Annotated in this window: 11 protein-coding genes and 4 tRNA genes; 4 read left to right on the forward strand and 11 right to left on the reverse strand. The window is 22.7% G+C overall.

The window, feature by feature from the left end; genetic code table 11:
* Positions 1 to 580: 580 nt before the first annotated feature.
* The 10 genes from dapF to BUCNMO_RS02380 form a co-directional block, all read right to left on the reverse strand.
* Entirely contained in the window at positions 581 to 1,423 is an 843-nt protein-coding gene (gene dapF, locus BUCNMO_RS02335; protein ID WP_167308864.1) for a diaminopimelate epimerase, read from the reverse strand.
* Positions 1,424 to 1,762: 339 nt separating this feature from the next.
* A tRNA-Pro gene (locus tag BUCNMO_RS02340) sits at positions 1,763 to 1,836 on the reverse strand.
* 15 nt (positions 1,837 to 1,851) lie between these two features.
* Positions 1,852 to 1,924, reverse strand: a tRNA-His gene (locus BUCNMO_RS02345).
* Between the two features lie 30 nt (positions 1,925 to 1,954).
* Positions 1,955 to 2,028: transfer RNA gene (locus BUCNMO_RS02350), tRNA-Arg, on the reverse strand.
* Positions 2,029 to 2,416: 388 nt separating this feature from the next.
* Complete coding sequence (gene rho / locus BUCNMO_RS02355; protein ID WP_158345243.1) at positions 2,417 to 3,676, reverse strand: transcription termination factor Rho; 1,260 nt, start codon at positions 3,674 to 3,676, stop codon at positions 2,417 to 2,419.
* A gap of 280 nt (positions 3,677 to 3,956) precedes the next feature.
* Positions 3,957 to 4,286, reverse strand: a complete 330-nt coding sequence (trxA, locus tag BUCNMO_RS02360) for a thioredoxin (protein WP_158345245.1) — start codon at positions 4,284 to 4,286, stop codon at positions 3,957 to 3,959.
* Positions 4,287 to 4,470: 184 nt separating this feature from the next.
* Positions 4,471 to 6,480, reverse strand: coding sequence for a UvrD-helicase domain-containing protein (locus tag BUCNMO_RS02365; protein ID WP_158345247.1), 2,010 nt, complete (start codon positions 6,478 to 6,480; stop codon positions 4,471 to 4,473).
* A gap of 140 nt (positions 6,481 to 6,620) precedes the next feature.
* The gene (ilvC, locus tag BUCNMO_RS02370; protein ID WP_158345249.1) at positions 6,621 to 8,096 is read right to left on the reverse strand and encodes a ketol-acid reductoisomerase; all 1,476 of its coding nucleotides are present in this window, start codon (positions 8,094 to 8,096) and stop codon (positions 6,621 to 6,623) included.
* Between the two features lie 183 nt (positions 8,097 to 8,279).
* Positions 8,280 to 10,127 carry a dihydroxy-acid dehydratase gene (gene ilvD, locus BUCNMO_RS02375; protein WP_158345251.1) on the reverse strand — a complete coding sequence of 616 codons (1,848 nt, stop codon included), beginning with the start codon at positions 10,125 to 10,127 and terminating at the stop codon, positions 8,280 to 8,282.
* Between the two features lie 193 nt (positions 10,128 to 10,320).
* Positions 10,321 to 10,396, reverse strand: a tRNA-Trp gene (locus tag BUCNMO_RS02380).
* A 254-nt stretch (positions 10,397 to 10,650) separates the two neighbouring features.
* Here BUCNMO_RS02380 and BUCNMO_RS02385 point away from each other — a divergent pair.
* The 4 genes from BUCNMO_RS02385 to fdx all read left to right on the forward strand — a co-directional run bounded on the left by BUCNMO_RS02385 (position 10,651) and on the right by fdx (position 13,319).
* Positions 10,651 to 11,865: an IscS subfamily cysteine desulfurase gene (locus BUCNMO_RS02385; protein WP_158345253.1), complete on the forward strand. Its 1,215-nt coding sequence runs from the start codon at positions 10,651 to 10,653 to the stop codon at positions 11,863 to 11,865.
* 49 nt (positions 11,866 to 11,914) lie between these two features.
* Entirely contained in the window at positions 11,915 to 12,298 is a 384-nt protein-coding gene (iscU, locus tag BUCNMO_RS02390; protein WP_158345255.1) for a Fe-S cluster assembly scaffold IscU, read from the forward strand.
* Positions 12,299 to 12,389: 91 nt separating this feature from the next.
* The gene (gene hscB, locus BUCNMO_RS02395) at positions 12,390 to 12,917 is read left to right on the forward strand and encodes a Fe-S protein assembly co-chaperone HscB (protein WP_158345257.1); all 528 of its coding nucleotides are present in this window, start codon (positions 12,390 to 12,392) and stop codon (positions 12,915 to 12,917) included.
* Between the two features lie 75 nt (positions 12,918 to 12,992).
* Positions 12,993 to 13,319, forward strand: a complete 327-nt coding sequence (gene fdx, locus BUCNMO_RS02400) for an ISC system 2Fe-2S type ferredoxin (RefSeq protein WP_158345259.1) — start codon at positions 12,993 to 12,995, stop codon at positions 13,317 to 13,319.
* A gap of 69 nt (positions 13,320 to 13,388) precedes the next feature.
* On the opposite strand, the gene der is transcribed toward fdx, so the two are convergent.
* Positions 13,389 to 14,789 (reverse strand): ribosome biogenesis GTPase Der, encoded by a 1,401-nt coding sequence (gene der, locus BUCNMO_RS02405; RefSeq protein WP_158345261.1) that lies wholly within the window; start codon positions 14,787 to 14,789, stop codon positions 13,389 to 13,391.
* Positions 14,790 to 15,529: the final 740 nt, after the last annotated feature.

Here is a 15,529-nt window from a genome sequence, read left to right on the forward strand (position 1 = left end):
AAAAATTAATAATTATAAAATTACCTAATACAATGTTAGTTAATTAAACAAAAAAAATAAATTACTTCAAAAAATAATCTTTATTACTAAAATACATTAGGAAATTAATAAAAAATTAATGTAACAGTTACTACTGTTACGAACAATTATAAAAGATAAAAATAACATATAATCTTAAACAAATTAAGACTTATTAGGTTAATAATAATTAATCTACATTTTATATAAAAAAAATTTTGTAATAATTTTAAAGTTCTAAATTTAATAAATAATATAGAATAAAATTCTATACGTAATATATAATATTAATATTAAAATACTACAAAGTAACTAATATTATTATATTTACATTTTATAATGTAAAAAATGTATACCAAATATCAATTGTTAAAAAAAATATTTTTAAACAATTTAAACATAAAAAAATTTTATATTTTAAATTAAGATAATTATCAAATATGATTTATCCTTTAAATTTAATAATAGCAAATTAATATTTATATATTAAAAATGATTAAATATTAATTCATATAAATAGTACACTAAATATATTTTTTTTAAAAAAAATATTTTATATATTTTATATATTAATAATTCCGTCATATACATGTGTAGAAGGTCCCTTCATATATACACATGATTTTTTATTTTCCCAAAATATCTTTAAAACTCCTCCAGGTAAATGAACTATTATATCACGTCCCATTGTTATTTTTTTTTGTAAAATACCCACTATTACTGCTGCACATGCTGCACTACCACAAGCTTTGGTTTCTCCTACTCCTCTTTCATATACTCTTAAACTGATTTCATTTGTTGTTTTAATTTGCATAAAACTAACATTTACTCCTTCCGGAAATAAAAAATGACGTTCTATTAATCCCCCTAAAAATGTTACAGAAGTTTTAAAAATATTTTTTGTATTTACTATACAATGAGGGTTTCCTAATGACAAAACGCTACAAACGATATTTTTATCTTCTATAGTAATAGAATACTCCTTATTATACTCTGGAACTAAAAAAGGTATTTTATAAGGTTCAAAAATAGGCTTTCCCATATTAACTATTATTTCTTCCTTATCAATGTTATTAATATGTAATGTACTTTGTTTAGTATAAACATAAATATTTTTTTTAGTAGTTAATTTTTTTAGATAAACAAAATGAGCAAAACACCTAGCTCCATTTCCACATTGATATACTTCTTTTCCATTAGCATTAAATATTTTATAGAAAAAATCTAAATGAGAATATTTTGATCGTTCTACAACAAGTAATTGATCAAAACCTATACCTGTATTTCTATGTGACAATTGCGAAATAATTTTTGGAGTAAATAAAAAATTTTTATTTAAATTATTGACTATTACAAAATCATTACCAAGTCCATGCATTTTAGTAAATTTTATTTTTTGTTTCATACATAGTAAACAATAATAATATTATACAATACTACTATTATATAATACAATCATAACTATTACTAAAATAATATTAGACTCATAAGTAAATAAAATTACTATTTTAACAAATACTAAATACTAAGTAATATTAACAATTATTGCAATAACAACATTATTAAAAAAATCAGTTAAGCAATAATATTGCTAAATAAAATAACTACTAACCATAAAAAAATAAATTAATAATTAAAAAAATATGTAATGTATTACTTATAAACAACTCGAATCAATATTATAAATGAATCTTTATAATTTAAATTATATTTTTTTATGTTACATTTAAAATTAAGTTAGCTCTCGGCGAAAGAGGATTTGAACCTCTGACCTACTGGTCCCAAACCAGTTGCGCTACCAAGCTGCGCTATTCGCCGATAAATATTTTTATGGGTGGTTAATGGGATTTGAACCCATGACCTCTGGAACCACAATCCAATGCTCTACCAGCTGAGCTATAACCACCATTACAAATAATTATTTGAAAAGTTCATATGCGCCTATCAGGATTTGAACCTGAAACCTTTACCTTCGGAGGGTAATGCTCTATCCAATTAAGCTATGGGCGCATTAACACTATGATTGATTTTAAATTCATTTAATTAAAATGTCCAGTACTTTCGTACAAAAATGATCATCAATCAATCAAAAAAATTAATTTTAATTAATCTTTAATATTTTTAAAAAAAATATTATAAATTTAACTTTTTAATTACTTTTATAATAAATTAAAATTATAAATTAATACATCATATATATCCAAATAATAATCATTGAAAAAAATATTTTTTTAAATTTATTAAAAAATAAATAAAATATAATTATTAATTTATTTCATTTTTAATACATTGCATGATTAGTATATTTCTAAAAAATAAATACTATTAAATAATTGTATCTTTTATTTAATAGATAACCTTTTTTTAAAAAAATTTATCGTCAATAATTGTTAATCTATTAAGAACGTTTCATCATATCAAAAAAATCATTGTTTGTTTTTGTCATAGATAATTTATTAAGTAAAAATTCCATTGCATCTATTTCATTCATAGGATGTATTATCTTCCTCAAAATCCACATTTTTTGAAGTTCTGATGCATGAGTTAAAAGTTCTTCTTTCCTTGTTCCGGACCTATTATAATCTATAGCTGGAAATACTCTCTTTTCCGCAATTTTTCTAGATAATGGTAACTCCATATTCCCAGTACCTTTAAATTCTTCATAAATTACTTCATCCATTTTTGATCCTGTATCTATTAAAGCAGTTGCTATAATAGTTAAACTTCCTCCCTCTTCTACATTCCTAGCCGCCCCAAAAAATCTTTTAGGTCTATGTAAAGCATTAGAATCAACACCTCCAGTTAAAATTTTTCCTGAAGCTGGTACAACAGTATTATAAGCTCTTGCTAACCTAGTAATTGAATCCAACAAAATTACAACATCTTTTTTATGTTCTACTAAACGTTTTGCTTTCTCAATTACCATTTCTGCTACTTGTACATGTCTAGAAGCTGGTTCGTCAAAAGTAGAAGCTACCACCTCTCCTTTTACTAACCTTTGCATCTCAGTTACTTCTTCTGGCCTTTCATCTATTAGTAAAACCATTAACACGCACTCTGAATAATTATAGGTAATACTTTGAGCTATATTTTGTAATAACATTGTTTTCCCAGCTTTAGGAGGTGCTACAATTAAACCTCTTTGTCCTAAACCTATAGGGGAAGCTAGATCTAATACTCGAGCCGTTAAATCTTCAGTAGATCCATTACCTCTTTCCATTCGTAAACGAGAATTAGCATGTAAAGGTGTTAAGTTTTCAAATAATATTTTATTTCTAGCATTTTCTGGTTTATCATAATTAACCTCATTAACTTTTAAAAGTGCAAAATATCTTTCACCTTCTTTTGGAGGTCTAATTTTACCCGAAATAGTATCACCTGTTCGTAAATTAAATCGACGAATTTGACTAGGAGAAACATAAATATCATCTGGTCCAGCCAAATAAGAACTATCAGCCGACCTTAAAAACCCAAATCCGTCCTGTAATATTTCTAAAACACCGTTTCCAAATATATCTTCTCCACTTTTTGAATGTTGTTTTAGAATTGAAAAAATAATATCTTGTTTACGCATACGCGCTAAATTTTCCAGTCCTACATTTTCACCAATAATAATTAATTCAGAAACCGGTGTATTTTTAAGTTCAGTAAGGTTCATGATAATAGGTTCTTTGTAAACTAGAGGTATATCTTGAAATAGTTATTATTGTTAATGTTATTTAAAATATATATTTTAAATATTTTTAACATTTGATTAAAAAATTTAAATACACACAGTATATTTAATGTATGTTGTATTAAAATTAAAAAATGTTTTTTTTATAAAAAGAAATATCTTTAGCATAATTATTTTTATAAATATATTATAATATACTTTGAATATATACACCAGCGGTTTCGCAGCAAAATACAAAACCGCATTATATTTTTTGTAAAGATTAGTTTATCGTTGTATTTAAGATGTGTTCTAATCGTTCTTGAGATATTACACCTACATTACTATGTATTACTTTTCCATTTTTAAAAAGTAATAAAGTAGGAATATTTTTAATTTGATATGTATTAATAATTTTAGGGTTATCATCAATATTAATTTTTACAACAATTAATTTTCCAACATATAATTTTGATACTGTTTCTAAAATAGGAACAAACGTTTTGCAAGGACCACACCAAGGAGCCCAAAAATCGACTAAAACAAATTTTTCATTTTGAATGACATTTTTTTTAAAAGTTTCATCAGTCACTTTAATAATATTATTATTCATGATTATTCCTATAAAATAAATTTTTTAAATTTAAAAAAATGTTAATCGTTTAATTGATTATTATATTATTTAAATTTACTTAATCAGCACATTTACGTAAATAAATATTACTATTAAAAATTAATAATTTGTAAATATACATAAAATGTGTAATCTATTTTAGATTAAATTACACAAATATTAATTATTTTGACAATTTTAACATTTTTTTTAAGAATTTTATTCTATTAATACTATTATTTAATAATATATTGCTATTAAAATTATTTTTTTGATTTATCCAAACTAAATCTTCTTGAGGTAATTCTAATAAAAATCTACTGTATTTAGATAAAGTTGTTAACCCATAATTACTACGTTTGTTAGCAAATGTTAAAGTTAATTCTTTTTTAGCTCGGGTCATACCCACATACATCAAACGGCGTTCTTCCTCTATATTATTTTGAGAAATACTAGAATAATGCGGTAAAATTCCTTCTTCTAAACCTGCTATAAAAACAAATGGAAATTCTAAACCTTTAGATGCATGTAAAGTCATTAAAAACACCCCTTTTAAGTGAGAACGTCTGTTAACATTTACATCTTCATATAAAGTTAAATAAGAAACGATTTCAGATAAGGTCATTTGAGGATGTTGACTATTCCCTATTAAAAGTTCATTAATTAAATTAACGAATATAGATATGTTTTTAACATTTTTTTTAAATTCTACTAAATCTTTTGAAGATTCTTTTAACCAATTTTTATAATTAATATTTTTTATAATGTGAGAAATAATTTGCATTGGTTGTACATCTGATAACACTATTGATTCTTTAATCCATTTAATAAATTTTTTTAAAGATTTTACCTTATTTTTACTTAAAATTTTTTCTAAATTATCATTGTAACAAGTTTTGTATAAACTAATATTGTTTTTTATAGCCCAACTTTTCAATTTTTTTATAGTAGAAATTCCTATTTTCCGACCAGGGACATTAATTACTTTTAAAAAATAAAAATTATCATTTGGATTAAGTATAAATTTTAAATAATTCATTAAAATTTTTATTTCAAAGAATTTTAAAAACTGAGTACGATTATTAATATTGTAAGGAATATGATTTTTTATAAAAATACTTTCTAATATTTTAGACTGTTGATTACTGCGATACAAAACAGCATAATCAGAAAATTGTGTGTTAAATTTTTTATAATGAGATACTATTTCTTTAGCAATATTTTTTGCTTCATATTCTTCATTAATGTTTTGTAAAATTTTAATTTTAGATCCATATTTTAGTTGAGTGATCAAACTCTTTTTATATATATGTAAATTATTAGCTATTAATTTATTAGAAGCTTTTAAAATTCTTCCAGATGAACGATAATTTTGCTCTAATTTAAATATTTTTAAATGAGGATAATCTATTTTTAAAAAGAGTAAATTTTTTGGTTCAGCCCCCCTCCAAGAATAAATAGATTGATCATCATCTCCAACTAAAGTAAAATTTTTCGGATTTAACATTTTTATTAAATTATATTGAATTACATTAGTATCCTGGTATTCATCTACCAATAAATAATCAACTTTTTTTTGCCAACGTAATCTTGCACTTGCATTATTTTTTAACAGTAAGGTAGGAATAAATATTAAGTCATCTAAATCTAATTTATTAAAATTATTTAAATGAAATTGATACAAATCATAGTACATTGCAAATGTTTTATCTAAATTTGTTATAGATTTTAGTTTGGCATTTAATGGATCTATTAACTTATTTTTCCAATAAGAAATTTTTGAGCTTAATTTCAATAATAAATCATTATTTTTTTTAAAAACTGATTTTGTAAATGTTTTTAGTAAAAAAAGTTTATCTTCTTGATTAAGTAAAGAAAAATTTGCTTTTAAATTTAAATGAAAAAGTTCTGACTTAATAATTCGTAATCCAAAAGAATGAAATGTAGAGATATTAACCTTTATTTTATTATTACAATTTTTAAAATGTTTAATTAATTGTAATTGCATCTCTTGAGCTGATTTATTAGTAAAAGTTATTGCTACGATATTTTCAGATTTAACTTTACATACATTTATTAAATATATTATTTTACTAATAACAACTCTAGTTTTTCCAGATCCAGCACCAGCTAATACTAAACAAGGACCATGAGAATATTTTATTATTTTTTTTTGAGTAATGTTTAAATACATATGCACACTGTTTACATAAATAAATTTTATTTTATACATTTAACATTTAATATAATTAAACATAAAAACAAGGGAAATTCCTTAAGATTTTCCCTTTGTAATACACTATATATGATATACTATAATATAGTTTTATTAAATTAATTATTAAAATTTATTGATTTCATATTAGTCATATATGATCTTAATTTTTTTCCTATTAATTCTATTGGATGATTTTTAATTGATTCATTAACTTTATATAAGTAACTATTGTTTATTAAATAATGATTTTCATTATTATCGCAAATACTTATACTATTTTCTATCATAAATTGATTTAAAATAGGAATAGCTGCATTAGCAAATAAATAACTACCATATTCTGCAGTATCAGATATAATAACATTCATCTCATATAAACGTTTACGTGCAATTGTATTAGCTATTAAAGGTAATTCATGTAATGATTCATAATATGCAGATTCTTCTAAAATACCTGTTTCAACCATAATTTCAAAAGATAACTCAATGCCTGCTTTTAATAATGCAATCATAAATGTACCTTTTTCAAAAAAAGTTTCTTCAAAAATTTTTTGAGGATATAAAGGAGCTAATTCAAAAGATGAGTTTTTTGATTCTTTTCTCCATTGATGTAAACAAAAATCGTTGTTATTCCAATCACATATCATTTTTGATGAAAAATCACCAGAAATAATATTATCCATATGTTGACAAAATAAAGGTTTTAATAGAGTTTTTAATTTTTCACATAATTCGTATGCTTTTATTTTATTAATATTTGATAATCTATCTAACATTAACGTGATACCTCCATGTTTAAGAGATTCAGTAAAAACTTCCCATCCAAATTGAATAAATGAACCAGCATACTTTTCATTAACATTTAAAGAAACTAATTTTTGATAATAAGATAAAGATCCGGCTTGCAACATACCACATAAAATAGTTTGTTCTCCCATTAAATCTGATTTTACTTCTGCTATAAATGAAGAATGTAATACTCCAGCTTTATGGCTACCTAAAGAAACAGCCCAAGCTTTTGCTATTTCTAATCCATTGTTATTAATATCATTATTAGAATGTACAGCTATTAATGTTGGTACACCAAAATTTCTTTTATATTCTTCTCTTACCTCTGTCCCAGGACATTTAGGAGCAACCATTATTACTGTAATATCTTTTCTAATATCGGCATTTATTTCTACAACATAAAACCCATGAGAAAATCCTAAAATAGCATTTTTTTTCATTAACAATTGTAATTTTTTGACAACATGTTGGTGTTGTTTGTCCGGAGTTAAATTAATCACTAGATCAGCTGTAGGTATTAATGATTCATATGTACCTACATGAAAATTATTAGTTTTTGCATTTTTCCATGACTCATTTTTTTTTGAAATAGAACTTTTTCGTAAAGCGAATGCTATATTAAGTCCTGAATCTCTCATATTTAAACCTTGATTTAAACCTTGAGATCCGCATCCGACAATTACTATTGTTTTATTTTTTAAATAATCAATACTATTAGAAAATTCATTTTTTTCCATAAAACGACATTTTTTAAGTTCAATTAATTTGTTTCTAAAATTTAAGTTATTAAAATAATTAGACATATGTACCTTTTAGTATTAAAAATATTTTATTAATAGAAATTAATTTTTTATTTATGATGAATAATATTTTTTTTCAAATGATTATTAATTAAATTTATTAAAAATATTTTTTATATATTATAAATTTAATTTAAAAAATAATTTTTTATATATAAATATTTATATATGTTGTTACTACATGTATTATTTTAATTTATTTATATTTCTCACTGCTCCTTTATCAGCACTTGTTGCAAAGTTAGCATAAATTTTCAATGCATTTGATATCTTACGTAATCTATTTAAAGGACGAAATGATTTTTCTTTTTTATTGTTTTCGTCATATAATCTTTGCAATAATTTTTCTTTTGTAACTTCTAAAGTAATAATTCGTTTCGGAATATTAATATATATTATATCCCCATCTTTTACTAATGCAATTATTCCTTTATTTGCTGCTTCTGGAGAAATATGACCAACAGATAACCCTGATGTCCCTCCGGAAAATCTTCCATCAGTAATTAATGCACAATATTTATCTAATTTCATAGATTTTAAATAAGTTGTTGGATACAACATTTCCTGCATTCCAGGACCTCCTTTTGGTCCTTCATATCTAATTACAATTACATCTCCTTTTTTTATTTCTTTTCCAAGAATACCTTGAACAGCTGCTTCTTGACTTTCATAAACCTTTGATGTCCCTCTAAATACAAGATTTTTATGATCTACTCCAGATGTTTTTACAATACATCCATTTATTGCTAAATTACCATATAAAACTGCAATTCCTCCATCTTCACTGAAAGCATTACTAATAGATCTAATACACCCTGATTGACGATTTTTATCTAATGAATTCCATCTAAAATTTTGAGAAAAGGGTTGTATAGTTCGAACACCTTTAGGACCAGATCGAAACATTTTTTTTATTTTTTCATCAGAGGAAATCATAATATCATATTTTTTTATCATATCTTCTATAGTTAAACCTATGACATTTATTACTTTTGAATATATAAAATTACCTCTATATAATTCACCTACAATTCCCATGACACCTCCAGCTCTATGTAAATCTTCTACATGATACATATTTGTATTAGGTGCTACTTGACATATATAAGGAATTTTTTTAGATAAATTACTAATATCTTTCATATTAAAATCAATATTACCTTCTTGAGCAATAGCTAATAAATGTAATATAGTATTACTAGATCCTCCCATAGCAATATCTACTGCCATAGCATTATGTAATGCTAATTTATTAACGATGTTTCTAGGTAACACATTATTGTTTTCTTCTTTATAAAATTTTTTTGTAATTTTTACTATTAATCTACTAGAATCTATTAACAATTTTTTACGATCTTTATGAGTAGCTAATAATGTTCCATTTCCCGGTAAAGATAATCCTAATATTTCTGTTAAACAATTCATAGAATTTGCAGTAAACATTCCAGAGCAAGATCCACAAGTTGGACACGCAGATTCTTCTAAATTTTTTAAATAATTAAAATCAACATTTGGATTTTCCCCTTCTTTGATAGCATCAATTAAATTAATTTTAATTACTTTATTAAATTTTAAAATTTTCCCTGCTTCCATTGGACCTCCTGAGATAAAAACTGTAGGAATGTTTATGCGTAATGCAGCCATTAGCATTCCAGGAGTAATTTTATCACAGTTTGAAATACATATCATTGCGTCTACACAATGTGCATTAACCATGTATTCTATAGAATCAGCAATTAATTCCCTAGATGGCAATGAATACAACATTCCTGAATGTCCCATTGCTATTCCATCATCAATTGCTATAGTATTAAATTCTTTCGGCACCCCTCCAGATGATTTTATTTCCTCTTTTACTATTTGCCCTAACGATTGTAGATGTATATGTCCTGGTACAAATTCTGAAAAAGAATTAACTACAGCTATAATAGGTTTACTAAAATCTGATTCAACCATACCTGTTGCTCTCCATAATGCTCTAGCTCCAGCCATATTTTTTCCATGAGTCGTTTTCGATGATCGATACTTCACTATTTACACCTCTTTTTTAGATATGTAATAAATTCATCATTACCCTTAAACATAATTTGCAAATGTTTTTTAAAAAAAACATTTGCAAATTATGTTTAAGGGTAATGATGAATTTATTAAAATATTTTTTAATTAATTATACATAACTGATAACTTCTTATTTACATTAGAATTGATTTAGTATAAAAAAATAAATTGGCAGGGATAGAGGGAATCGAACCCCCAACTTTCGGTTTTGGAGACCGATACTCTACCAATTGAGTTATATCCCTAATACATAGAATTGAGTTTAATTTAATATATAAGTAGATTCTTATATAAAATATTATACTCTATAAATACCATTATAGTCTAGAAATATAAAAAATAATTTAAAATTATTAAATATAAATTTAATTTATAATATAAGTTAATAATTTGATGTTATATTAAATAAATAATAATAAAAATACTATAAAAAAACAAATTATTATAAAAACTACTAAATATCTTTATCGATAATGTTCATTATTTAGGAAAAATAAATATGAAACTTCCAATTTATTTAGATTATGCAGCAACTACTCCTGTAGATCATAGAGTAGTAAAAAAAATGTTAAATTTTTTAACTAACGAAGGTAAATTTGGTAATGCAGCTTCTCGTTCACATAAGTTTGGGTGGGTAGCAGAAGAAGCTGTAGATATTGCTAGGTGTCAAGTAGCTGAATTAATACATGCAGATTCTAGGGAAATCATATTTACATCAGGTGCTACAGAATCTAACAATTTAGCAATTAAAGGAAGTGCAATTTTATATCAAAGTAAAGGAAATCATATAATAACAAGCCAAACTGAACATAAATCTGTATTGGATTCTTGTAGATATTTAGAAAGTATAGGATTTTTAATTACTTATTTAAAACCAAAACCAGATGGATTAATTTCTTTAAATAAATTAATGAGTAATATTACAAAAAAAACTATTTTAATCTCTATAATGCACGTTAATAATGAAACTGGAACTATACAAAATATAAATGCAATTAGCAAAATATGTAAAACGCATAATATATTGTGTCATATAGACGCTACCCAAAGTGTTGGAAAAATTGAAATTAATTTAAAGAAATTAAAAATAGATTTAATGTCATGTTCAGCACATAAATTATATGGTCCGAAAGGTATAGGATGTTTATATGTACGTAGAAAACCTAAAGTAAGATTAATGGCTCAAATACATGGAGGAGGACATGAACGAGGTATGAGATCTGGTACATTACCTGTTCATCAAATAGTAGGAATGGGAGAAGCGTTTCATATAGCAAAAGAAAATATGAACTTAGAATATCGTAAACTAAACAAATTAAGAAATTACTTTTGGAATAAAATAAATAAAATAGAAGAAGTCTATTTAAATAGTATACTAAAAAATACTGCATCTCATATTTTAAATATTAGTTTTAATTATATAGAAGGGGAATCTTTAATGATGGCATTGAAAGATTTAGCAATATCTTCAGGATCTGCTTGTACTTCTGCTAGTTTAGAACCTTCTTATGTATTAAAAGCATTAAATATAAAAGATGAGTTAGCACACAGCTCAATACGTTTTTCTATAGGAAGATTTACTACAATTAAAGAATTAGATTATGCTATAATGTTGATATATAAATCTGTAGAAAAATTAAGAAAATTATCTCCTTTGTGGGAAATGTATAAATCTGGAATTAATATAGATGATATTACATGGAATCATATTTAAATGTAAATTTATTTATATACTAACAAAAAAATGTTTTAAGGATTAAAAAATGTCATATAGCAAAAAAGTTTTAGACCATTATGAAAACCCTAGAAATGTAGGATCTTTTGCAGTAAATAGTAAAAATGTAGGCACTAGTTTAGTTGGAGCACCGTCTTGTGGAGATGTAATGAAATTACAAATTAAAGTCAATAAAAAAGGAATCATTGAGGATGCATGCTTTAAAACATATGGTTGTGGATCTGCAATAGCTTCTAGTTCATTACTAACAGAATGGGTCAAAGGCAAATCTTTAAATGAAGCTTTAAATATTAAAAACACTTCTATAGTAAAAGAATTAAATTTACCTCCTGTCAAAATACATTGTTCAATTTTAGCTGAAGATGCTATAAAAAAAGCTATAGCAGATTATAATAGTAAAAATAATAAATAAAAAATACTTTTTATATAAAATGCTAAATATTATATTTTTTTGGAACATTCTTAATGTTCAATATTCTAACAATAACTTTTTTTAAAATGAAGTGAGTATTAAATTGTGTACAAATTATTATAGTTTATTTAATTTAATTCCAACATTTGAAATAGATTTAAAACAACTTTCTAAAAAATTTCATAATTTACAAAAAAAATACCATCCTGATGTAAATATTAAATGTAATTTAAAGGATCGTAAAAAAATATTACAAAAATCTATTTTAATTAATAAAGGATATTATCTTTTAAAAGATCCTATCGAAAGAGGTAAATATTTATTATTTTTAAATGGAATTACAATAAATCAAAATAACAATTCATTTGTAAATAATAATTTTTTAGAATATCAATTTAAATTATATGAAAAATTAGAATATTTTAAAAAAAATATTTGTAAATTAGAAGAATGTAATTTATTTTTCAAAAAAATTTGCGATCTCAAACAAAAATTTTTTGATAATTTTAAAAGTTTATGTATTAAAAAAGAATGGAAAATAGCAAAAAATTGGCTAATAAAAGTTATTTTTTTGGAAAAAATAAAAAATGAAACAGAAAAATTAATTGATAACATATAATTATAAAACAATAATTATTCAAAATGTATCTATTAAATAAAAAAATATATTTTCAATAAAAACAAGGTAATAAACATGCCTAAAATATTATTTTTACCTCACAAAGTTATATTACCAGAACCTAAAATAGTTTATGCAGAAAAAGGAGAAATCATTTTAAATATTGCATTAAAAAACAATATTTATATAGAGCATGCTTGTGGTAAATCATGCGCATGTACAACTTGTCATTGTATTATTAAATCAGGATTTTCTTCATTATCTAAATCTTCAGATAAAGAAGAAGATGCACTAGATAAGGCTTGGGGAGTTACTTTAAAGAGTAGATTATCTTGTCAAGCTAAATTAGGTAATAAGGATATTACAATATTAATTCCTTATTATAATAAAAATTATGTTTAATTTTTCACATTTTAAACTACAAAAAATTTTTTTTAAATAAAATTAATTTAAAAAAATAATAAATAATTGTTATTTTTTAATAAAAGGATTTATACTTTTTTTAAAAATTAATATAAGTGGATTATTAGTAATTTTTAATAATTTTTTAAAATTGTTTAAAAGATATGTTTTGTAATTTAACGTCAAATGATCTGTTCGATTCCCATAAATAATAATTTTTAAAGGACGGGTTCCTCCAGGGTGTGCAAATTTTAATTTAATTCTTTTATTATTTATAAGGGGTGGTTGATGATGAATTATTAAAAAATGTAATATTTTAGTTAATTGAGAGGAATTAAAATTATAAAAAGAATTAGTGTAAGTTTTCTTTATAGACTCAATTAAACTAGTAATACCAATTTTAAATAAAGCAGAAATAAAATGTATTGTAAAATTTATAACTTTAGAATAACTAAAAAATGATGTGAAAAATTTTTTAAATTTTTTAATTTTATTTGCAGAAATTAAGTCACATTTATTAACTATAATTAATATAGAACATCCTTGCTTAATAGAGAAATTAATTAATTTAATATTTTGCTGACAATCAAAATCTTTAAATTCTATTATTAAAAGTATAATGTCACTTTTTCCTAAGTTATTTAAACTTTCTTTTATAAACATTTTTTCATTAGGACAGTTTATTTTTTTTATTTTTCTTATACCGGCAGTGTCTATAAATAAGTAATTTTGATCTTTATAACATAGTGGGACTAAAACGCTATTTTTAGTAGTTCCAGGAATTGAATCTGTAATAATTCTTTTAGAATTAGTTAAACTGTTTACTAAAGTGGATTTTCCTACATTAGGTTTACCAATTACAGTAACTACTATTTTTGATTGTGAAATTGAATTATGAATTTTACTTTTTGAATTTATTAAAAAATTTTTTTGAATTGAATCAAATTTATTGGAAACAGAATTTATGTTTAGAAAAGAAGGTATAACATGGTTTTTAAAAAAATTTATTAATGTTGTTTTTTTAAGAGAAGAAATAGTATATATAGGATGAAATCCTAAATTATAAAAATCTTTATAAAATATATTATCAAAAGACAAACATTTAATATTTAACAATAAAAAAGTTTGTTTTCTTTTAGAAAGTATAATTTTTGATAAGATTTTATCTTCGTAAGTACATTCTTGGTTTCCATTAACTACAAAAAAAATAATATCACTTGTTTGTATTGCGTTTAAAGTTTGATTAATACATTTCCTTTCTAAGGAAGTAATTATTTTTTTATCACTAATAAATCCAGAAGTGTCTATAAGTAAAAAATCAAAATTACATATAGATACTTTACTACATTGTATATCTATAGTTTTTACAAAACTGTTTTTTTTAGGAATATAATTGTGTTGAGTTATTTGTCTATATATAGTAGATTTACCTACGTTAGATCGGCCAACTAATACTATTTTAGGTTGCATTTGTTAAATGATTTTTTTGTAGTCGAATAATGTCCTATATACTATAGTATTTTTAATTTGAAATAAATATTTTTTATATATATAATTATTTTTTATCTTAATTTATAAATTTAAGTTGACGTATTTATTTTTTTAATTAAATTTAATATTTTTTTAATATTCTTAAATTCTATTTTAAAAATTAAATTTTATAATTGTTAGTATAATTCATTATAAAAATAATCGTACAGTATTCTACTGTAATTAGATGTTTGAAAAATCAATTTATATTATTTTATAATTAAATACTATTTAAAATGTAATAATATATCTTAATAAATTATTTAATAATAAAAATTAAATTATTGAAAAACATTTTTTTAAACATTTTAGTTACTTATAAATTTTTTAATTATTTTTTTAAAAAGTGTACTAATTACTATTTTAATAAAAATTTTATAGTTATATTAAAAATATATTATTTTTGAAATTTTTTAAGTAAAATTATATTTATATTACTATAAAAAAATAAATATAAATTATTGTGTATAAAATTACTAAAAGTATAAAAAATTTTTAATAATTTTATACATGCATGTGTTTTTTTATAAAAAACTTTTTATAAAAAATGTTGTTAAAAATAAATGTACTTAAATTATTTTTTTAATATTTAAAATTTGTACAAATTAAATAAATTAAATATAAGTGTATTATAAATACATATAATAATATGTTGTAAAAACACTATTTTAAACATAAAT

Origin of the sequence: Buchnera aphidicola (Nipponaphis monzeni), from assembly GCF_006741185.1 — a bacterium.
In the GTDB taxonomy this organism is placed as follows: Bacteria; Pseudomonadota; Gammaproteobacteria; order Enterobacterales; family Enterobacteriaceae; genus Buchnera_H; species Buchnera_H aphidicola_T.